This is a genomic window from Roseobacter weihaiensis (assembly GCF_020622345.1).
Classification (GTDB): Bacteria; Pseudomonadota; Alphaproteobacteria; order Rhodobacterales; family Rhodobacteraceae; genus Roseobacter; species Roseobacter weihaiensis.
On record NZ_JACNMO010000018.1, the window covers coordinates 61,734 to 81,011 of the forward strand.

Genomic DNA, 19,278 nt, shown 5'->3' on the forward strand with positions numbered 1-19,278 from the left:
CACGGCCTGCACCCTGCCCGAGGGGCGGATGGCATGAAAGATGGCGATCACCTTGAGATTTCTGCCGACGATCTGATAACTCTTGTCTCTCGGTACAATCCTCGAACCAACGCAGAACTGATCCGCGCGGCCTATGATTATGGCCGCGATATGCATGCCGATCAGCGGCGTCACTCAGGCGAGCTCTACTTCAACCATCCTGTGGCTGTGGCCGCGATCCTGACCGAGCAGCAGCTTGATGACGCCACGATCATCACGGCATTGCTGCACGATACCATCGAAGACACCAAAGCCTCTTACGGAGAAGTGGCCGAGCGCTTTGGCGATGAGATTGCCGAATTGGTGGATGGCGTCACCAAGCTGACGAACCTGCAGCTGAATTCCACCGAGACCAAGCAGGCCGAAAACTTCCGCAAGCTCTTCATGGCGATGTCGAAGGACTTGCGGGTCATTCTGGTCAAACTCAGCGACCGGCTGCACAATATGCGCACCATCCGGGCAATGCGGCCTGACAAGCAGGCGCAAAAGGCCCGCGAAACCATGGATATCTATGCCCCCCTTGCCGGGCGTATGGGCATGCAGTGGATGCGGGAGGAACTCGAAGACCTTGCCTTTCGCGTACTGAACCCCGAAGGTCGCGCGTCGATCATCCGGCGGTTCATCAACCTGCAAAAGGAAACCGGCGATGTGATCCAGCGGATCACTGGCGATATGCGGCTGGAACTGGACAAGGCCGGGGTGCAGGCCGACGTCTTTGGGCGCGCCAAAAAGCCCTATTCGATCTGGCGCAAGATGCAGGAGAAGGACCAGACGTTTTCGCGGCTCTCTGACATCTACGGGTTCCGTATCATCACCGCGAATGAAGAGGATTGCTACCGTACCCTCGGGGCGATCCACCAACGCTGGCGTGCTGTGCCAGGGCGCTTCAAGGATTACATCAGCCAGCCCAAATCGAACGGGTATCGCTCCATCCATACGACTGTATCGGGGCGCGATGGCAAGCGGGTCGAGGTGCAGATCCGAACCATTCAGATGCATGACGTGGCCGAAACCGGCGTGGCCGCGCATTGGTCCTATCGCGATGGGGTCCGCAGCCAGAACCCCTTTGCGGTGGATCCCGCCAAGTGGATCACCACGCTGACGGAGCAGTTCGACGCCGAAGAGGATCACGTGGATTTCCTTGAGGCTGTCAAGCTTGAGATGTATTCGGATCAGGTCTTTTGCTTTACCCCCAAGGGCGAGGTTGTGAAGCTGCCGCGCGGGGCGACACCCATTGACTTTGCCTTTGCGATCCACACCCGCATCGGCACGGCCTGCGTCGGCGCCAAGGTCGATCACACGCGGGTACCGCTTTGGACCCGGCTCAAGAACGGTCAGTCAGTAGAGATCATCACTGCCGAAGGTCAAAGCCCGCAGGCGACATGGCTCGATATCGCGGTGACCGGCAAGGCACGGGCGGCGATCCGGCGGGCCCTGCGCGAAGAAGACAAGGCACGGTTCATCAAGCTGGGACGGGAACTGGCGCGCTCGGCTTTTGAAAATGTCGGGCGCAAAGCCACGGATAAAGCGCTGGCGACCGCCGCGCGCGCCATGCGTCTGGCAGACCGAAATGACCTCTTGGCGCGGTTGGGCAGTGCCGAGCTTACCGGCAGTGCGGTCGTGCAGGCGGTTTATCCGGAACTGCGCCCGAAAGAGGGTGCTCATGTGGATGCCAAACGGGCTGTGATCGGTCTGTCGCCGGGGCAGTCCTTTGAGCTCGCTTTCTGCTGCCAACCGCTGCCGGGCGAGCGCATTGTTGGCATCACCTTCAAGGGGCGGGGTGTTTTGGTGCACGCCATCGATTGTGACCGGATGAGCGCTTATGAGGACCAACCCGACCGCTGGCTCGATCTGCACTGGCATGATGGATCACACCCGGCCGTCTACGGTATCACGCTTGATTTGACGCTCAATAATGATGCCGGGACACTGGGACGAATTTGCACATTGATTGGCGAGACGCGTGCCAATATTTCAGACCTTCAATTTGTCGATAGAAAACCTGACTTTTACCGGTTGTTGATCTATGTGGAACTCAGAGATGTATCGCACCTTCATTCGCTTATGCTTACCTTGGAAGCGGAAAGCGATGTCGCCGAGGTCTCTCGTTATAGGAATATGTCGCAAGACGCGACGCAAACACCTGCCTGATGCCGTGCATTGGTCATCTGCGGGTCATATTTGCGGGGTGAATTATATCTGTCACCGCCGCCTGAACATTAATAAGGACGCCCCCGTTGGTCTTTAAACGCAGAGATCCAAAAAGCTGGCCGCGTGCCCTGGTGGATTTCCTGTGGCCACGCGGGGGGTGGGCGCGCGCGTTTCACTACGTCAAGCATCGGATGCGGCGTTTGCCCGACAGCCCGGAGCGGATCGCACGCGGGATTTTCGCAGGCGTGTTTGCCTCCTTCACACCGTTTTACGGGTTTCATTTTTTTATCGCCGCAGGGCTCGCGACGCTGATGCGCGGCAATATCATTGCCTCCCTCATGGCGACCTTCTTTGGCAACCCGCTGACCTATGTCCCGATTGGGGTGGCGGCCCTGTCCACCGGCCACTGGATTTTGGGCGATACCATGGAGGAGGGCGTGCATCGCTCCTTCGGGGGCAAATTCATCGACGCGGGTGCGGACCTCAGAGACAACTTCACGGCGATGTTCACCGATGCGCAGGCAGACTGGACGCGGCTTGAGGTTTTTTACGACGAGATTTTCTTTCCCTATATGGTGGGTGGTATCCTGCCGGGGATTTTCTTTGGGACATTGTGCTATTATCTGTCCGTTCCGGTGATCCGTGTCTATCAGAAGCGGCGCAAAGGGATGATCAAGGCCAAACTGGAGGCGATCAAAACCAAAGCAGCCGCCAAAGCGGACGCAAAACGCAATGCGGATCACCCACCAGCCGGGGAATAACCTCAACTGAATTGAAGGGGGCTTACCATGGCCAATCAGGGAAAACTGCGCCTCGGCGTCAACATAGATCACGTGGCAACGGTGCGAAACGCGCGCGGCGGCGCCTATCCCGATCCGTTGCGGGCGGCGAAAATCGCCCAGGAGGCAGGCGCTGACGGGATCACGGCACATCTGCGCGAGGATCGTCGCCATATCTCCGATACGGATATCGAAGGGCTGATGGAGGTGCTGACCGTGCCGCTCAACTTTGAGATGGCCGCCACCGACGAGATGCAGCAGATTGCCCTGCGCCATAAGCCACATGCGGTCTGTATCGTGCCCGAAAAGCGCGAAGAGCGCACCACCGAAGGCGGGCTGGAAGTGGCCCGTGAGGAAAATCATCTGGCGCATTTCATTGCGCCGCTTCGTGACGTGGGCTGCCGTGTCTCGATCTTTATCGCAGCCGACAAGCGCCAGATCGAAGCGGCGCACCGCATCGGGGCCCAGGTGATCGAGCTTCACACCGGGGCCTATTGTGATGCGCATAGCGAAGGCGACATGGCGACGCGCGACCGCGAACTTGAGGCGCTGCGCGAGATGTCCGCCTTTGCCCATTCGCTGGGTCTGGAGGTTCACGCCGGTCATGGGCTGACCTATGATACCGTGCAGCCGGTTGCGGCGTTTCCGGAGGTGATGGAGTTGAACATCGGGCATTTTTTGATCGGGGAATCGATTTTCCTCGGTCTCGAACCGGCGATCCAGGAAATGCGCAGGTTGATGGATGAGGCGCGGGGCACCTGACAGCGCCTTTGACCCGGCCGATGCGGCATCCGAATACCACCCACTTTCGAGTGCCCAGCGGAGGTTGATGACGGGCAAGTGACGCTTTTCGCATCAGGTCAAACTGCTGCCTCATTCCGGGCGTTCAATGCAGGTAACCCGATTCAATCTCCAGGTGCTGCCATGCTCTTTCATCCCATTCGCTTTTGTTTGAATTATCTTGGTCTGACCCTGCTGATGATTGCTCTGAGCATCGGGGCGCTGGTGTTCTTTGATTTCGAGATAGGCAACGCTTCGACGACTTTGATCCTGATCATGCTCGCCGCGATGCTGGAAGGACAAGTCTTTGTTGAACGGAGCAAAGGTCGGCCAGAGTCTTCGGCCATGTGGCGCGCGGCCCTCCCCATGACATGGCTAGTGATATTGTTGTCAGCCGTCATGCTTTGTTTCCATCTTGTGCTTTTCCCGTCCATGATAGATGACTTCGGTCTTTTGAGCCCTGGGGTCTGGGCAATTCTCATCGCCGCGGTAACCCTTGTCACCTATTTGGCGCTGCGTTTGGGATATGGTGTCGGCGTGCGTGCCACTCTAAAGAAGTTACCGGGACCGGGGGTCTGATCCTCTGCGCGGTTGGCCTGTGATCTTCAGACATAAGACACACCCTTGCCCCATTTCTGTTCTCGATGGGCTGGTACGCGAGGGGGGGAGCGATTGAAAATGCTGTTTCGTGGGTACCATTTCTGTCTGTTTTACGTACTCGCCTTTGTTGCGACCATCGTACTGCTGGCCGTGGTAAGCGTTCTGGGCATCGCATCCAACGCCGCTGTCGTGTTGGTTCTGCCACTGCTGATCGCGGCGATGATCGAAGGCCAGGCCTTTGCCCGTCGGTATCGCTGCCGCCCGTCCAATCACCTGTGCTGGATCGCGACGCTGCGGATGACGGCAATGGTGGTCCTGATATACCTCTGCATAATCATCCCAAGGGTGATGTCGGATCCTTCTCGCTTTGGGGATTTCGCCCACCTTGATGGTATGTCACGGGCGCTGGCTATCATGATGATGGCCGGTATCGCATGGTGCTTGCTAAGGGTCGGGTACTCGATTGGCCTTGCAACCGAACTCAAAGGGCAGCAATTCTCGGACAAATAAGCATCTTGCCCCGAGGACCTGCTGATGACGGACCCTGATACCCTGATCCCTCTTTCCGCCATTCTGATCGGCTGGATGCTTGCGGCGGGCAGTCCGGGCCCGGCAACGCTGGCGATCTCTGGCACGTCGATGCAGCAGGGGCGGCTGGCCGGGTTGACCGTGGCTTTGGGCATCCTCTTTGGATCAGCAAGCTGGGGGATTGCAGCGGGCTTGGGGTTTTCCGCGGTGATGATGGCCAATGTCTGGCTCTTTGAGCTGTTGCGTTATCTGGGGGCGGCCTACCTGATGTTTCTGGCCCTGAAATCCCTGCGTGCGGCCTGGCGCGGCGGGGCGGTCACAGCGGTCGAAACCCCGCGCCGCAGGCTTTTTGCAAAGGGCGCGCTCATTCACTTGACCAATCCAAAGGCGATCCTGTCCTGGGGCGCGATTTATGCCATTGCACTACCCGCAGGGTCGGGGCCCGCAGCGGTCTGGACGCTCTTTGGCTGGCTGTTTTGCGGGTCGATCGTTATCTTTCTGGGGTATGCGGTGCTCTTTTCGGCCCCCCCTGTCGCACGAGGATATGTCCGGGCCAAACGCGCTTTTGATGCGTCCTTCGGGCTGCTCTTTGGGTTTGCAAGCCTCAAAATACTGACGGCGCGCTTGGCATGATCCTCGGTATCGGCACCGATCTTGCGAATATCGACCGCATCCAGGGCACGCTGGACCGCTTTGGTGACCGGTTTCGCAACCGTGTCTTCACAAAGATCGAACAGCGCAAGGCGGAACGGCGGCGTGATGTGGCAGGCACCTATGCCAAACGCTGGGCCGCCAAGGAGGCCTGCTCCAAGGCCCTGGGCACGGGGCTGGCCATGGGGATCGCCTGGAAGGACATGTCGGTGACCAATCTGAAGACCGGTCAGCCTGTCATGCACGTCACCGGATGGGCCAAAGACCGGCTGGAGGCGATGACACCCCAGGGGCATGAAGCCGTGATCCATGTGACCCTGACCGACGATCACCCCTGGGCGCAGGCCTTTGTGGTGATCGAGGCGCGGCCCACCGGGACGACCTCTCCACGTGCCGAAGGTTCCTCGTAGGTTCCCAGAGCGACCGAGCGCCAATCGGGCCGTGGCTCACCGAAGGTTGCGGCAGGCCACCTTGACAGTGCTCCATTGCCCCCTCATTACGGCCCAAACCATAAGATGGAGCGCCCCAGATGGCAGCCAAAGAAGAGAAATCCGGAAACGCGATTGTCGAGACGATCAAGACAATCGTTTACGCGCTTTTGATTGCGGGCGTGTTCCGGACACTATTCTTTCAACCCTTCTGGATACCGTCGGGGTCCATGAAAGAGAACCTGCTGGTGGGCGACTTTCTGTTCGTCAACAAGATGGCCTACGGGTACTCCTTTGCCTCATGTCCAAGCATCATTCTGCCGCGTTTTGGCATTAACGTGGATGCCAAGAATATCTGCGGCTTTCTGGATGGCGACAATACGCGGATACTGGGGGGTGAGCCTGAGCGCGGCGATGTCATCGTCTTTCGCCACCCGGTTTCCGGGCGGGACTACATCAAGCGGTTGATCGGCATGCCCGGCGATACCATTCAGATGCGAGACAGCATCGTCTTTATCAATGGGCAGGCTGCCCCGCAGGAGCCTGCCGGCACCTTCAGCGAGATCATGGAGCCGCAAGGTCCCGAGCGCCGGCGTCCGCGCTGCATGAACGGCCCAGTGGGGGATGGCGGTGAATGTCTCAAGGCCCGCGCGATCGAGACGCTGCCGAACGGCGTGCAGCACACGGTGCTCGATATCGCCCCCCAGGCCTCGGACCGCACAGGGGTCTATACCGTGCCGGAAGGGCATTACTTTTTCATGGGGGACAACCGTGACAACTCCGCTGACAGCCGATTGGCACAGCAGGTACAGGGTGTGGGGTTTGTGCCTTATGAAAACCTGATTGGCCGGGCGGATCGTATCATGTTCTCGTCCGGTGGCCGGTCGATGCTGTTTTTCTGGACGTGGCGCGGGGATCGCTTTTTCAAGAGGGTCGAGTGAAACTGTCAGCGGAACTGATGTCCTTTCAGGATCGGCTTGGCCATCGGTTCAAACGGCCGGCGTTGCTGGCGCAGGCTGTGACCCATGCCTCGATGTCATCGGCCAACCGGGATGACAACCAGCGGATGGAGTTTCTGGGCGACCGTGTGCTGGGGCTTGTGATGGCCGAGGCGCTGCTGGCGCTCGACAAAGGTGCGACCGAAGGTCAGCTTGCCCCCCGCTTCAATGCGCTTGTCCGCAAGGAGACCTGTGCCGATGTGGCGCGCGAGGTCGATCTGGGCGCGGTGCTGCGGCTTGGACGCTCTGAGATGCTGTCGGGAGGACGGCGCAAGCAAGCGCTTTTGGGGGATGCCATTGAGGCGGTGATCGCCGCTGTTTACATGGATGCTGGCTTTGAGGCGGCAAAGGATCTGATCCTGCGGCTCTGGGGTGCGCGCATCCACGAGGTCGAAGAGGACGCCCGAGACGCTAAGACCGCTCTGCAGGAGTGGGCACAGGCGCGCGGGCTGCAACCGCCTCGCTATGACGAGGTGCGCCGCGAAGGGCCTGACCACGCGCCGGTCTTCACCATTGTCGCGCATCTGAGCACCGGTGACCGGGACGAGGCAACCGCCGGATCGAAACGGCAGGCAGAGCAGGCGGCGGCACAGGCGCTTCTCACCAGACTGGAGAACGACAGATGAGCACGCGCGCCGGATTTGTGGCCCTGATCGGAGAGCCCAACGCGGGCAAGTCCACCCTGCTCAACCGGATGGTCGGGGCCAAGGTGTCGATCGTGACCCACAAGGTTCAGACCACCCGCGCGCGCATTCGGGGCGTCGCCATGGAAGGCGACAGCCAGATCGTTTTTGTGGACACACCGGGCCTCTTTCAACCGCGCCGCCGTCTTGACCGGGCCATGGTGGCCGCGGCCTGGGGCGGTGCTGCGGATGCGGATGTGACCGTGCTGATGGTGGAGGCACATCGCGGTGTTTCCGAAGGGGTGGAGCGGATCATTGAGGGGCTGGCCGATCTGGGGCAGGGGCGCAAAGTCGCCCTGGCCATCAACAAGATCGACCGGGTCCCGTCAGAGGCGCTGCTGGGTCTCAGCAAAGAGCTTAATGACAGCTATCCCTTTGCCGAGACCTTCATGATCTCGGCGGAACGCGGGCATGGGGTCGATGCGCTGCGCGGCTGGCTGGCGGAGGTCTTGCCCGAGGGGCCATGGCTCTACCCGGAGGATCAGATTGCTGATCTGCCGATGCGAATGATTGCCGCCGAAATGACCCGCGAAAAGCTGACGCTGCGGCTGCATCAGGAACTGCCCTATCAACTGACCGTTGAGACGGAAGGCTGGGAGGAGCGCAAGGACGGTTCTGCGCGCATCGACCAGTTAATCTATGTGGTGCGCGACGGTCACAAGGGCATCGTGCTGGGCCATAAGGGCGAGACGATCAAAGCGGTTTCCAAGGCCGCGCGGGAGGAGCTGGAAGAGTTTCTGGGCCGCCGCGTGCATCTGTTCCTACAGGTGAAGGTGCGCCCGAACTGGCTTGATGAGGCGGAGCGTTATTCCCAGATGGGACTGGAGTTCAAGGACGGCAATGTCTGAGCGATGGGCCTCTGACGGTTGGACGGGCGCGTCGTCCCTGGCAGGACCGGTCGCATGGTTCGGCTGACCGCACGCTTCTGGGTTGATGCTTATCTCGCGCGGTTGCGGGCGCTTGATATTCCGGCCTATGTGGTCAGCCACGGTGATGACACGGCAGGCAGTGTGCTGGTCAAGCTCAATACGCTGAACGGTCAGGCACAAGTTTTTCAGCGCAGCTACAACATGTTGGAAGACACCCGTCACTGGGCGGTGCTGGAAGACGGTGAGGAGGCTGACATCGACGCGGCGATCACCCGCCAGCGCGGTTTTGACCCGGACATCTGGGTCATCGAGGTCGAGGACCGGCAGGGGCGCCATCTGCTGGACACATCGGGGCTGACCTGATGGAGTGGCGCGATCAAGGCATCCTGCTGACAACGCGCCGCCACGGGGAGACCTCTGCCATCATCGAGGTGTTCACGCCGTCCCATGGGCGGCATGCGGGTGTTGTGCGGGGCGGAACGAGCCGGAAAATCGCCCCGATCCTGCAACCCGGTGCACAGCTTGACGTGCTATGGCGGGCGCGGCTGGAAGATCACATCGGCAGCTTTCAGGTCGAACCGGTGCGCAGCCGCGCCGCGGTGGCCATGGGCAACAGGCTGGCGCTGGCGGGGCTGAACGCTGTCACCGGGCTGCTGGCCTTTTGCCTGCCGGAGCGGGAGGCGCATCCGGCTCTTTATACGCAGACCGAACAGCTGCTCGATCTGCTGGACCAGCCCGAGTTGTGGCCTCTGGCCTATCTGCGGTGGGAAATCCGCCTGCTGAACGAGATGGGATACGCCTTGGCGCTTGAGACCTGCGCGGTGACGGGCACCCGAGATGATCTGGCCTATGTCTCACCGAAATCGGGCCGCGCGGTTTCGCGCAGGGCGGCAGGGGACTGGGCGGACAGGCTTCTGCCCCTGCCGGCGATCCTGCGCGGGGAAGGGTCAGCGCCGGATGGCGAGATTGCACAGGCGTTCATCACGACCGGGTATTTCCTGACGCATCACTTGGCAAAGGATCTCGGTCAGAAACCCCTGCCGGAGGCCCGGTCACGGTTTGTGGAGGCGTTCATCCGCCGGTCTGCAAAATGATCTTGCGCCCTTCGGGTGTCGACAGGATCAGCGTCGTGCCAAGCACTTCGGAGAGTGTCATATCTGTCAGGGCTTCAAAATAGGCCTCTTCGGCAGCGCTGTCCGGGCAGAGCGCTCGGGTGGCCGCAATGGTTTCGACCTCAAACCACGGATAGGGCGCGGTCATCGATGCACTGTACGCGTTGCAAGGGGCTTTGCCTGCGATACGGCCCGGTTCCGGGAATGTCAGCGTCGCGTTGGCGGCGAAGGGCACCCCATCGATTTCTGTAACGTGCCAGACCTGACCTGCGGCCCCATAGCCCGCAACCGTTTCATCCCGCTTACAGGCGCTCAGGATCGTCAGGGCGGCCATCACAAGACAGGCTGTGGGCCTCACTTCAGAGCCAGAACCACGTCAACCATGGTGTCAAAGGCCTTTGTCGAAGAAGTCCGGTTTGCAACGGCTGGCAGCCCAATCAGGGCGGCCAGACAGCTTCGGGCAAAATCATCGTTTTTCAGGCCAAGATGGCGCAAAAGATTGCTCAGATACGTCAGCCTTTCGGCATCAACCTGCGCAATCGCCTTGGCCACGCCCTTGTCTGCCCGCGCCCAGGCGCGAACAGCCGGGTCATAGCCGTTCCTCAGGATATCGCGACCGAATCGTCGCAGCCGCTGTTCTGCATTTCCGTCATCCGCCAATGCATTCACCACATCCGCGAAGGCCACGCTTTGCCAATGCTTTACAACGGCGGACTGAAAGTCAGGTACATCTTTGAAATGCCAGTAGAAAGAGCCTTTGGTCGTTCCCAGGTCCCGGGCGAGTGGCTCCGCTGCGAGGGCGGCAGGGCCTTTTTTGCTGAGGGCCGAAAGCCCAGCATCGATCCATGATTGGCGGGATAATCTTTGGCGTTTCATGCTCTAGCCATAGGCATCGTGTTAAAATGCTGCAAGTGCGAAGGCGTCGCATCGGTTCTTTTTGCATTTGCAGCATCCGTTGCGCAACAGGTCAGTGCCGCGGGACACGGATTTCGACAAACCCAAGGGGAAGCCCCATACCCGCCCACGGCAAGGCTCGACGCAGCCCTCCCCTTAGCCAAGGAGCCGGCGCGCGATCACTTGGGCCTGAATCTCTGCCGCCCCTTCAAAGATATTCAGGATACGCGCGTCGCAAAGCACACGGCTGATCTTGTACTCCAGCGCAAAGCCATTGCCGCCGTGGATCTGCAGGCCGTTGTCCGCAGCAGCCCAGGCAACCCGCGCACCTAGAAGTTTGGCCATCCCGGCCTCGACATCACAGCGCCGCCCCTCGTCTTTTTCAAAGGCGGAAAAATAGGTCAGTTGCCGGGCAACCATGATCTCAACCGCCATCATTGCCAGTTTTCCCGACACGCGGGGGAAATCGATCAGTGATTTGCCGAATTGCTTGCGATCCTGTGCATATTGCATGGAGATATCGAGTGCGGATTGCGCGACACCAACAGCGCGGGCCGCGGTCTGGATGCGAGCGGATTCGAAGGTTTCCATGAGCTGTTTAAAGCCCTTGCCTTCCTCCCCGCCCAGAAGGTTTTCGCCTTTGACGTGAAAATTGTCGAAGGCCAGTTCATACTCTTTCATGCCGCGGTAGCCCAGCACTTCGATCTCGCCGCCGGTCATGCCGTCGGTCGGGAAGGGGTGGGCATCATCTCCGGGCGTTTTTTCCGCCAGAAACATCGACAGACCGCGATAATCGGTGGTGTCGGGGTCCGTGCGCGCGAGCAATGTCATCACATGGGTGCGGGAGGCATGGGTGATCCATGTCTTGTTGCCGGTAATGCGGTAGTCATCGCCCTCTTTCATGGCGCGTGTGCGCAGGCTGCCCAGATCAGAGCCCGTGTTGGGTTCGGTAAAAACGGCGGTCGGCAGGGTTTCAGCCGAGGCAAGCTGCGGGAGCCATTTCTCTTTCTGCGCGTCGGTACCGCCTGCGATGATCAGTTCCGCCGCGATTTCGGAACGCGTGCCCAAGGAGCCGACGCCGATGTAGCCCCGCGACAATTCTTCGGAGACAACGCACATGGACGCCTTGGAGAGGCCGAAGCCGCCATATTCTTCAGGGATCGTCAGGCCAAAAACGCCCATCTCCGCCAGTTCGTCAATGACCTCCATGGGGATCAGTTCGTCATTCAGATGCCAGTCGTGGGCAAAGGGTTCGACCTTTTCGACAGCATAGCGGCGAAACTGTTCCCGGATCATTTCCAGTTCTTCATCGAGACCGGAGGCCCCCACCGTGATATTCGCGGATTGCTCCTGCATGAGTTCGACAAGACGGACACGGGCGGCCTGCGTGTTGGCAGACTGTGTCAGCGTCATGACGGCGGGTGCCATCAGAGCGCGCATATCGGTCTGCTCCAGACCCAAATCCTGAAGGCGTACAATCTCACCCTGGTTCATCTGGATCCCGCCATAGATCTGCCAGAGGTACTCGCCAAAAGCGATCTGATGGAGAAGCTGTTCGGTTTCACCGAATTTACCCTTGGCCTGCAGGCGCTCTGCCCAGTTCTGCATTTGTCTGAGCGCCTGCGCATAGGTTGCCAGCCATGCCAAGCCATGCGCCGCTGTCTGATGTTGTTCGATCAACGCACCCGAGATGCGCCCCTCGTCGGCTACCATCGACCGCACCCGCTCTTTTGCGGTGTCCAGAAGCTTCTCAACCGGCGTTACAGCCGCTGCCGTCAATGCCAGAAGATCGCCTAGAACGATCTGTGTGTGCAATGTGGGATCCTGTCCGTCGTGAGCCATATCAACATCCTCTTTAGATGGCTGAAGATGTAGTTCTTTCGCAGGTGCAGCGCAACATAAATACCTAAAATTAGCCAATTTTGGACGAAAATTACCCCGTGCCGCGACGTTATTTCGCAGTGCAGCATTGCTTACCGGTGGGACAATCAACGAAAAAACCCGCAAGCGAGGCTTGCGGGTCGATGATCGTTACAAATACAGAACCGAAAAACAACTGGTAATATAGAATAGGCCCGCCCGACTTTGGAGGGCAGGTAATCTCGGAATTAGCTTTGGCGCGCGACGGTGACGCCGGAGACGTCTTCGATGAATGTTACGATTCGGGATTTCACGGTGTCGTCACGGATCGCTGCCAGCGCCGTCACAATCTCCAGTCCGGGATCGCGCGGGCTTGTCGCATTCGTTGCCGCGTCCAGGCCTTCAAAAAAGTAGGACGTGGGAACATCAAGAATACGAGACAATTCGTAAAGTCTGCTGGCCGCAATGCGGTTTGAACCGATCTCATACTTTTGTATCTGTTGAAAAGACAGATCAAGCTCTCTGGCAACGTCCGTCTGGGACAAACGGCGCATGGTTCTGATCTGTTTCAACTTGCGACCAACGTGAACATCAACTGGATGGGACATAACTTTTTAAAACCTCTAACTTCGCTGGCTTCACTCATCGCGGGAATCACTTCCGGGTTCAACTGGGTACCTTTTTCCTTTTTTTGAACAAAAATGTACCGTTAATGGGTGAAAAATATTGCATTGCTGGGTGATTAATTTACCATCCTCCAATATGAACCAGATAATGGATTCAAATCGTGCTGCCAGATCGGTTGGAAAGCCGACCGAATCGCATGCGCTCTTGCATGAGATGATCAGATCGTTTACTACCTTAGCGAGAACATTAAATTTGAGCCACGCTGTGACGGAGCTGGGCAGCACACGCCAGACTGTGCGTCGGCATATCGCTCTTTTGGAGAAAGCCAAGGGGGTCGCGCTCTTCAGGGTTGAAGACCGGCAGTACTACCTGACCGAGGCCGGACAGCGCGCTCTGCCGGAGGCTGAAGACATCCTCGCGCGGGGCAATTCCTGGCTCAACAGAGATGTTGGGCACGTAGACGGCTTGCAGCATGTCAGCAAGGTACTGCCCGATGGGTGGTGCTTTCATCAGCAGCAACGACCGATTGCCGAGATATGGCGTTGTGAGCGCCCGCTGTTTCGGGAAACCGTCAAGGCCTGGGCAATCGCTCAAGGCGAGTTGGAACATGAAGCTTTTCAACATGTTCGTCCTTATTTCATGGTGTTTCGCGACTCTCCGAATGGCTGGCTGAGCGTCGAAGTTGGCGACGATTCTGCCTATGTTTCCTGGTTTGGCTGGAATTCCGCGCGCAGCAGTATCGGGCGTGACGTTGGCAAAATGCCGGGTGGAGACGACTTTGCACGCCTGCTGAGCGCGCCTTTTGAAGAGGTAAAATACACGCGTGGCGTGCGGCTTGACCACGTTTGCACTCTGCTTCCGCGTGTCCATGATGGACCGATGGTACCGCTGAGCTACCAACGATTGATGCTCGGGGGAACCTTCCCCGACGGCACTTTTGCGCTGCTCTCTGTTGTCGAGCGCTGTTACGATTTGGACATCGACGGGGTGACCGAAGAACAGGTCAGATTAATGCCAAAAGACATGTTAACACCTGATCGACCAAGCGCTCTAAAATACGAGCGCAGTTAGTTAATTTATTCTATAATCGGGGCTCTGGCCAACATCAGAGGAGAAGCCCGATGACCATTCACACCTTCAGCGATGACAGCTTTTTTACGGCTGCAAGTCTGGATATTTTGTCCCGTTACGAGGTCGATTTGACCATCGGTGACGACTTCGAAGAGTACAGAGAGCTACTTGCGGAGGGAAGACCAGATCACATCTTGGGGGCGCCCTTTGACCCGACGCTGCACGACCTAAACGAGAAAAACGCATTCTGGATTGTCGGGCGGTCCGCTGACGGCACTATGATGCACGCACAGGCGATGAGGCTTCTGGACACGGGCACGTCTTCTGTTGGCGAGTTCTTCCGTTACAACTTTCGCAAGTTCCCCCCTCCCGGCGTTGACATCGACTATCAGCGCTCCCGCTATCGCGCGGGCCCCGGCGCACAGCGCATGACGGGGCGTGTCTGCTATCACGGAGAGGTCTGGATGGGTGGTGAGCCCGGTCAGTACCGCGGCAGCGGGTTGTCCAGCCTGTTGGGGCGTTTTGCCTTTCTCACAGCGCTGCAAAGGCTGTCACCGGATTATATCATGGGGTTCATTCTAAAGCCCGTCGCCTTCAAGGGGTTCGTTGAGCGTCAGGGCTACATGCACGCAGAACCCGGCGCGCTGCGCTGGTACAAGCAGGGCGCTGCGGACCCGATGGAAACCTTCATGGTATACATGAGCAATGAAGACGCCCGTTTCGTGCTGGATATGCCGTTGCAAGAACTGGTATCTCTGGCAGCTTAAAAGTTCCCGCCGCGCGCCCCGCGACGGAAAAATATGTGTTTCCCCGTGTGGCTGTCAGCTGATGGCAGCCGCGCGAACGTCTTCGTCGATAAACGGTAAATACTGGTCGAAGTTGTCGGAGAACATTTTGACCAGTTTCGCCGCCTGTCTGTCATAAGATTCCGGGTTGTCCCATGTACGGCGCGGGTCGAGCAGGATGCTGGGCACGCCTTTGACGTCAACCGGTACCGAAAAGCCGAAATTGGGGTCCTTGCGGAACTCTGCGTCGGCCAGTGATCCATCAAGTGCTGCGGTCAGGAGCCCGCGAGTGGCTTTTATTGGCATGCGGCTACCTGTTCCATAGGCACCTCCGGTCCAGCCCGTATTCACCAGCCAGCAGGTCGCCCCATGCGTTGCAATCTTTTCACGCAGCAGGTTGCCATAGACCTCTGGGCGACGGGGCATGAAGGGGGCCCCAAAGCAGGTCGAAAAGGTGGGCTCCGGCTCGGTCACGCCGCGCTCTGTTCCGGCCACTTTGGACGTGAAGCCCGAGAGGAAATGATACATCGCCTGAGCGGGCGTCAGTCGTGAGATCGGCGGCAGGACTCCAAAGGCATCGCATGTCAGCATAATGATGTTCTTGGGATGCCCGCCCCGCGCCGACGCGGAGGCGTTCGAGATATAGTGAAGCGGGTAGGCGCAACGCATATTTGCGGTCAGGCTGTCATCTTCGAAGTCAAGGTCTTTGGTCTGCGGGTCGTAGACCATGTTTTCGATGACCGTTCCGAATTTCTCCGTGGTAGCATAGATTTCAGGTTCGGCCTCGGGGTTCAGGCTGATGGTCTTTGCGTAGCATCCGCCTTCGAAATTGAACGTGCCGGTATCGGACCAGCCATGTTCATCGTCACCGATCAGTGTCCGCGCGGGATCAGCTGACAGTGTCGTTTTTCCGGTCCCGGACAGGCCAAAGAATACCGCCGTATCGACCGGATTGCCGACCGCGTGATTGGCCGAACAATGCATCGGCATCACGCCTTTTTCAGGCAGCAGATAGTTCAGCAGCGTGAACACGGATTTCTTGTTTTCGCCCGCATACTCCGTCCCTCCGATCAGGATGAGCTTTTTGTCGAAGTTCATCGCGATCACGGTTTCGGACCTGCAATTGTGTTTTGCCGGGTCGGCCAGGAAGCTGGGACAATTGATGACGGTGAAATCTGCGACAAAGTCGTCGAGGTCCTCGCGGTCGGGGCGCCGCAGCATATGGCGAATGAAAAGCCCGTGCCAGGCCAGCTCGGTGACCATGCGCACGTTGATGGCATGTTTCGGATCAGAGCCTCCGGTGAGGTCCTGAACAAAGTAGTCGCGCCCTTCCATGTGGGCCAGCATGTCGGCGTGAAGCTGGTCAAAGCCTTGGGGTGACATGGCGGCGTTGTTGTCCCACCAGATCGTGTCGGCAACGCTGTCTGTCTTGACGACATGTTTGTCTTTTGGCGACCGGCCGGTGAATTTGCCGGTGGTCACCAGAAAGGCACCGCCCTTGCCGAGGTTTCCTTCGCCGCGCGCCAATGCATATTGAATAAGATCAGGTTCAATCAGGTTATAATAGACAGCGCCGAGCCCCGTGATCCCTTGATCTTCGAGCTGAAAGTCCGGGTTTACCCGTCCATGTGTCATTTATTTTTCTCCTGTATGCCCGCACGATCCGGCGGATGGTCATGATTCGCGGCAGGCGAATTCTGCCTGCTGCGGCGTCCTTAACATGACGTTTTATCCCCTGAACAGGACGCTTTCCGTAGTTAGCGCCATCATGGACATCTTTGTCGCGGGGCGTCGTTTCGCTGTGCGGGACGTGGTTAATAATGTCTTATTGGAGGCAACAATGTGCGGCAATTTAGTCATTCGTAACCAAATTATGTCCTAATTCCATGCGACTACTACGGTGATTCGTACTTAAGGATTGATTCGGGGGAATGATCGATGGTCAATATCCCAAAAAACCAAGAAAATGAGCAGCATAAGGAAACAGGTAATGTCCAAGATCGCACTGGTTGACGACGACAGGAATATCCTGACGTCCGTTTCGATGACACTGGAGGCCGAGGGCTTCGAGGTGGAGACCTACAATGACGGCCAGGCTGCATTGGACGCCTTCAACAAGAAGTTGCCCGATATGGCTGTGTTGGACATCAAGATGCCGCGCATGGACGGGATGGACCTGCTCCAACGTCTCCGCCAAAAAACTGCGATGCCTGTGATTTTTCTCACGTCGAAAGATGATGAGATCGACGAAGTGCTGGGCCTGCGTATGGGAGCAGACGACTATGTGAAAAAGCCATTTTCACAGCGATTGCTGGTGGAACGTATCCGTGCCTTGCTGCGCCGCCAGGATGCTGTTGCGGGTGACGTTGTCGCCGATACGGAAGAGACAAAGGTGATGGAGCGGGGTGATCTGCGCATGGACCCCTTGCGCCACGCGGTGAGCTGGAAGGGCAGGGATGTGTCCCTGACGGTAACAGAGTTTCTGCTGTTGCAGGCGCTGGCGCAACGTCCTGGTTTTGTAAAATCCCGTGACCAGTTGATGGACGTGGCCTATGATGATCAGGTTTATGTCGATGATCGCACGATCGACAGCCACATTAAACGCCTCCGCAAAAAGATGCGGACCGCGGACGAAGAATTCTCGGCGATTGAGACGCTCTACGGCATCGGGTACAGATACAACGAAGAGTAAACCGATCCGTGGCTGCGGCCGAGAGGACTTTTGTGCGGGACATGAACCCACCTGTGTCCCAGGATGGCGATGTTGTTCTGGGTGATGACTGGGTAGCACCGGAAAGCGCTGCCGCAAACGAGATGCGCGCGTCACGAGAGCGGCGCGGGTTGATGTCTTTGCGCGCGTCTCCTTTGACCCGCAAAATTATCACTTTCAACCTTATTGCGCTGAATATCCTGGTTGCGGGTATTCTGTATCTCAACTCCTCGCGTGACAGTCTCGCATTGCAGCGCGCAGCCTCCCTCGTGTCCGAAACGGAGTTGATCGCAGATGTGATCGAGGCGCAGCTGCCCGCCGGTGCGCCGGTCAATCTGGCAACCGGCGACGGGATTGACCTGCAGGCGACCCTGGAGGGGCTGGATTTGCGCAGCGGGATCGAAGTCTTTGTCTACAACCACTCTGAGTTGCTTGTCGGCAATACAGAAGGGCGACTTGCAGCGGGTGAAATCGCCGGCGGTCTGGAAAGCCGCACGATCCTGACGGATGGGCTGAGCTGGCTGTGGGCGGTTGTCTCTTCCATTGCTGTTGAGCCGAAGGTCTCAGACCAAACTCCACTCGCTGAGAAGATCAAGCCCTTCGTGGCGCAAGCTTTTCAGAACGGGACGCAAATCCGCAATGAGCTGGATACTGTTGGTGGCGCACTCTTTACCGCTGCCACACCTATTTTGCAAAACAACAATGCGGTCGGTGTGGTCGCGGTTGCCACGGCTGCCGGAGAGATTGACAATCTGGTGCGCGGTGAACGGGAACGTGTGCTGCAGATGTTCGTGATCGCGACGCTTGTTTCCGTTGGGCTCAGCTTGGTCCTGGCGTCTACGATCGCAAACCCGCTTGCCGATCTTGCCGCCGCCGCAGAACTCGGGCGGGACAAAAACGCCAGAAAAATGAATCCCGGCCGTATTCGGATCCCCGATCTGACGGCGCGTCCGGATGAGATCGGACGCCTGAGCGGCGCATTGCGCGGGATGATTTCAGCGCTCTACAACCGCATTGACGCCAATGAACAATTCGCGGCAGACGTGGCGCATGAGATTAAGAACCCCTTGGCCTCATTGCGGTCCGCCGTTGGCACGTTGCGCATGGTCAAACGTGCAGATCAACGTGAAAAGCTGCTTGATGTGATCGATCACGATGTGCGAAGGCTTGATCGTCTGGTCAGCGACATCTCCAACGCCTCGCGATTGGACAGTGAGTTGGTCAAGGAAGAAGAGGAGCCCTTCAACGTCCTGTCAACGCTGTCAAATCTTGGCCAGTATCTCGGAGAGGACGCAAAATCGAAGGGAATCGAATTCATCACGGATTTGCCCGATACCCCGATTGTTGTGCATGGTCTCGAAGCCCGGCTTGCGCAGGTTTTTGTCAACTTGGTCACGAACGCGATTTCGTTTTGCGAAGATGGCGATGCGATCCGTATCTGGGCGCGCAAGAAACAGAACCGCGTGCTGATCGTCGTGGAAGATACCGGCCCCGGCATTCCAGATCAGGCACTCGCGAAGATTTTCAAAAGGTTCTATTCACAACGGCCCGAGGAACACTTTGGCAACAATTCGGGGCTGGGTCTCGCGATTTCCAAACAGATCGTTGAAGCTCACGGGGGCGTGATCTGGGCAGAGAACATTCGCCCCACCGAAGCTGACATCATATCGGAACCGCTGGGCGCGCGATTCGTCGTCGGCCTGCCGATCTGAG

At 58.3% G+C, this 19,278-nt stretch carries 21 protein-coding genes; 16 read left to right on the forward strand and 5 right to left on the reverse strand.

Annotated features, from left to right (window positions below; all coding sequences use genetic code 11):
• Nucleotides 1-33: 33 nt before the first annotated feature.
• From H7847_RS18200 to recO, 12 genes are all read left to right on the forward strand, one after another.
• Entirely contained in the window at nt 34-2,190 is a 2,157-nt protein-coding gene (locus tag H7847_RS18200; RefSeq protein ID WP_227270903.1) for a RelA/SpoT family protein, read from the forward strand.
• Nucleotides 2,191-2,276: 86 nt separating this feature from the next.
• Nucleotides 2,277-2,951 carry a DUF2062 domain-containing protein gene (locus H7847_RS18205; RefSeq protein ID WP_227270904.1) on the forward strand — a complete coding sequence of 225 codons (675 nt, stop codon included), beginning with the start codon at nt 2,277-2,279 and terminating at the stop codon, nt 2,949-2,951.
• A gap of 27 nt (nt 2,952-2,978) precedes the next feature.
• Nucleotides 2,979-3,731, forward strand: a complete 753-nt coding sequence (locus tag H7847_RS18210; protein ID WP_227270905.1) for a pyridoxine 5'-phosphate synthase — start codon at nt 2,979-2,981, stop codon at nt 3,729-3,731.
• Between the two features lie 78 nt (nt 3,732-3,809).
• Nucleotides 3,810-4,328 carry an ABZJ_00895 family protein gene (locus H7847_RS18215; protein WP_227270906.1) on the forward strand — a complete coding sequence of 173 codons (519 nt, stop codon included), beginning with the start codon at nt 3,810-3,812 and terminating at the stop codon, nt 4,326-4,328.
• A gap of 99 nt (nt 4,329-4,427) precedes the next feature.
• Complete coding sequence (locus tag H7847_RS18220) at nt 4,428-4,859, forward strand: ABZJ_00895 family protein (protein ID WP_227270907.1); 432 nt, start codon at nt 4,428-4,430, stop codon at nt 4,857-4,859.
• Nucleotides 4,860-4,883: 24 nt separating this feature from the next.
• The gene (locus H7847_RS18225) at nt 4,884-5,510 is read left to right on the forward strand and encodes a LysE family translocator (protein ID WP_227270908.1); all 627 of its coding nucleotides are present in this window, start codon (nt 4,884-4,886) and stop codon (nt 5,508-5,510) included.
• The gene (gene acpS / locus H7847_RS18230) at nt 5,507-5,938 is read left to right on the forward strand and encodes a holo-ACP synthase (RefSeq protein WP_227270909.1); all 432 of its coding nucleotides are present in this window, start codon (nt 5,507-5,509) and stop codon (nt 5,936-5,938) included. Before H7847_RS18225 ends, acpS begins: the two co-directional genes overlap by 4 nt.
• A 119-nt stretch (nt 5,939-6,057) precedes the next feature.
• Nucleotides 6,058-6,897 carry a signal peptidase I gene (lepB, locus tag H7847_RS18235; protein ID WP_227270910.1) on the forward strand — a complete coding sequence of 280 codons (840 nt, stop codon included), beginning with the start codon at nt 6,058-6,060 and terminating at the stop codon, nt 6,895-6,897.
• Nucleotides 6,894-7,580, forward strand: a complete 687-nt coding sequence (gene rnc, locus H7847_RS18240; RefSeq protein ID WP_227270911.1) for a ribonuclease III — start codon at nt 6,894-6,896, stop codon at nt 7,578-7,580. The genes lepB and rnc overlap by 4 nt, the downstream gene beginning before the upstream one ends.
• Nucleotides 7,577-8,485: a GTPase Era gene (era, locus tag H7847_RS18245; protein WP_227270912.1), complete on the forward strand. Its 909-nt coding sequence runs from the start codon at nt 7,577-7,579 to the stop codon at nt 8,483-8,485. The genes rnc and era overlap by 4 nt, the downstream gene beginning before the upstream one ends.
• A gap of 54 nt (nt 8,486-8,539) precedes the next feature.
• Nucleotides 8,540-8,869 carry a DUF1491 family protein gene (locus H7847_RS18250; RefSeq protein WP_227270913.1) on the forward strand — a complete coding sequence of 110 codons (330 nt, stop codon included), beginning with the start codon at nt 8,540-8,542 and terminating at the stop codon, nt 8,867-8,869.
• Nucleotides 8,869-9,600 carry a DNA repair protein RecO gene (gene recO / locus H7847_RS18255; RefSeq protein ID WP_227270914.1) on the forward strand — a complete coding sequence of 244 codons (732 nt, stop codon included), beginning with the start codon at nt 8,869-8,871 and terminating at the stop codon, nt 9,598-9,600. Before H7847_RS18250 ends, recO begins: the two co-directional genes overlap by 1 nt.
• On the opposite strand, the gene H7847_RS18260 is transcribed toward recO, so the two are convergent.
• The 4 genes from H7847_RS18260 to H7847_RS18275 all read right to left on the reverse strand — a co-directional run bounded on the left by H7847_RS18260 (nt 9,578) and on the right by H7847_RS18275 (nt 12,980).
• Entirely contained in the window at nt 9,578-9,952 is a 375-nt protein-coding gene (locus tag H7847_RS18260) for an META domain-containing protein (protein ID WP_227270915.1), read from the reverse strand. The genes recO and H7847_RS18260 overlap by 23 nt on opposite strands.
• A 20-nt stretch (nt 9,953-9,972) precedes the next feature.
• Nucleotides 9,973-10,494, reverse strand: a complete 522-nt coding sequence (locus H7847_RS18265) for a TetR/AcrR family transcriptional regulator (protein ID WP_227270916.1) — start codon at nt 10,492-10,494, stop codon at nt 9,973-9,975.
• Nucleotides 10,495-10,668: 174 nt separating this feature from the next.
• Nucleotides 10,669-12,354, reverse strand: coding sequence for an acyl-CoA dehydrogenase family protein (locus H7847_RS18270; RefSeq protein WP_227270917.1), 1,686 nt, complete (start codon nt 12,352-12,354; stop codon nt 10,669-10,671).
• A 266-nt stretch (nt 12,355-12,620) separates the two neighbouring features.
• Entirely contained in the window at nt 12,621-12,980 is a 360-nt protein-coding gene (locus tag H7847_RS18275; protein WP_227270918.1) for a helix-turn-helix domain-containing protein, read from the reverse strand.
• A 232-nt stretch (nt 12,981-13,212) separates the two neighbouring features.
• On the opposite strand from H7847_RS18275, the gene H7847_RS18280 reads away from it, so the two are divergent.
• Nucleotides 13,213-14,070 carry a LysR family transcriptional regulator gene (locus H7847_RS18280; RefSeq protein ID WP_227270957.1) on the forward strand — a complete coding sequence of 286 codons (858 nt, stop codon included), beginning with the start codon at nt 13,213-13,215 and terminating at the stop codon, nt 14,068-14,070.
• A gap of 50 nt (nt 14,071-14,120) precedes the next feature.
• The gene (locus H7847_RS18285; RefSeq protein ID WP_227270919.1) at nt 14,121-14,837 is read left to right on the forward strand and encodes a hypothetical protein; all 717 of its coding nucleotides are present in this window, start codon (nt 14,121-14,123) and stop codon (nt 14,835-14,837) included.
• A 54-nt stretch (nt 14,838-14,891) separates the two neighbouring features.
• Here the strand turns inward: H7847_RS18285 and H7847_RS18290 are convergent, their stop codons facing one another.
• Complete coding sequence (locus tag H7847_RS18290; RefSeq protein WP_227270920.1) at nt 14,892-16,490, reverse strand: phosphoenolpyruvate carboxykinase; 1,599 nt, start codon at nt 16,488-16,490, stop codon at nt 14,892-14,894.
• A gap of 355 nt (nt 16,491-16,845) precedes the next feature.
• Between H7847_RS18290 and H7847_RS18295 the strand changes: the two genes are divergently transcribed.
• Nucleotides 16,846-17,547: a response regulator transcription factor gene (locus H7847_RS18295; RefSeq protein WP_227270921.1), complete on the forward strand. Its 702-nt coding sequence runs from the start codon at nt 16,846-16,848 to the stop codon at nt 17,545-17,547.
• A 41-nt stretch (nt 17,548-17,588) separates the two neighbouring features.
• A complete protein-coding gene (locus H7847_RS18300; RefSeq protein ID WP_227270923.1) occupies nt 17,589-19,277 on the forward strand; it encodes a sensor histidine kinase in 1,689 nt (562 codons plus the stop codon).
• The last annotated feature ends 1 nt before the right edge of the window (nt 19,278 follow it).

Bases quoted from the DNA above. Each gene is read 5' to 3' on its own strand.
- H7847_RS18200 (WP_227270903.1), top strand. From the start codon at position 34: ATGAAAGATGGCGATCACCTTGAGATTTCTGCCGACGATCTGATAACT.
- H7847_RS18210 (WP_227270905.1), top strand. From the start codon at position 2,979: ATGGCCAATCAGGGAAAACTGCGCCTCGGCGTCAACATAGATCACGTG.
- H7847_RS18220 (WP_227270907.1), top strand. From the start codon at position 4,428: ATGCTGTTTCGTGGGTACCATTTCTGTCTGTTTTACGTACTCGCCTTT.
- H7847_RS18225 (WP_227270908.1), top strand. From the start codon at position 4,884: ATGACGGACCCTGATACCCTGATCCCTCTTTCCGCCATTCTGATCGGC.
- acpS (WP_227270909.1), top strand. From the start codon at position 5,507: ATGATCCTCGGTATCGGCACCGATCTTGCGAATATCGACCGCATCCAG.
- lepB (WP_227270910.1), top strand. From the start codon at position 6,058: ATGGCAGCCAAAGAAGAGAAATCCGGAAACGCGATTGTCGAGACGATC.
- era (WP_227270912.1), top strand. From the start codon at position 7,577: ATGAGCACGCGCGCCGGATTTGTGGCCCTGATCGGAGAGCCCAACGCG.
- H7847_RS18250 (WP_227270913.1), top strand. From the start codon at position 8,540: ATGGTTCGGCTGACCGCACGCTTCTGGGTTGATGCTTATCTCGCGCGG.
- recO (WP_227270914.1), top strand. From the start codon at position 8,869: ATGGAGTGGCGCGATCAAGGCATCCTGCTGACAACGCGCCGCCACGGG.
- H7847_RS18260 (WP_227270915.1), bottom strand. From the start codon at position 9,952: ATGGCCGCCCTGACGATCCTGAGCGCCTGTAAGCGGGATGAAACGGTT.
- H7847_RS18265 (WP_227270916.1), bottom strand. From the start codon at position 10,494: ATGAAACGCCAAAGATTATCCCGCCAATCATGGATCGATGCTGGGCTT.
- H7847_RS18270 (WP_227270917.1), bottom strand. From the start codon at position 12,354: ATGGCTCACGACGGACAGGATCCCACATTGCACACACAGATCGTTCTA.
- H7847_RS18275 (WP_227270918.1), bottom strand. From the start codon at position 12,980: ATGTCCCATCCAGTTGATGTTCACGTTGGTCGCAAGTTGAAACAGATC.
- H7847_RS18280 (WP_227270957.1), top strand. From the start codon at position 13,213: ATGATCAGATCGTTTACTACCTTAGCGAGAACATTAAATTTGAGCCAC.
- H7847_RS18285 (WP_227270919.1), top strand. From the start codon at position 14,121: ATGACCATTCACACCTTCAGCGATGACAGCTTTTTTACGGCTGCAAGT.
- H7847_RS18290 (WP_227270920.1), bottom strand. From the start codon at position 16,490: ATGACACATGGACGGGTAAACCCGGACTTTCAGCTCGAAGATCAAGGG.
- H7847_RS18295 (WP_227270921.1), top strand. From the start codon at position 16,846: ATGTCCAAGATCGCACTGGTTGACGACGACAGGAATATCCTGACGTCC.
- H7847_RS18300 (WP_227270923.1), top strand. From the start codon at position 17,589: ATGAACCCACCTGTGTCCCAGGATGGCGATGTTGTTCTGGGTGATGAC.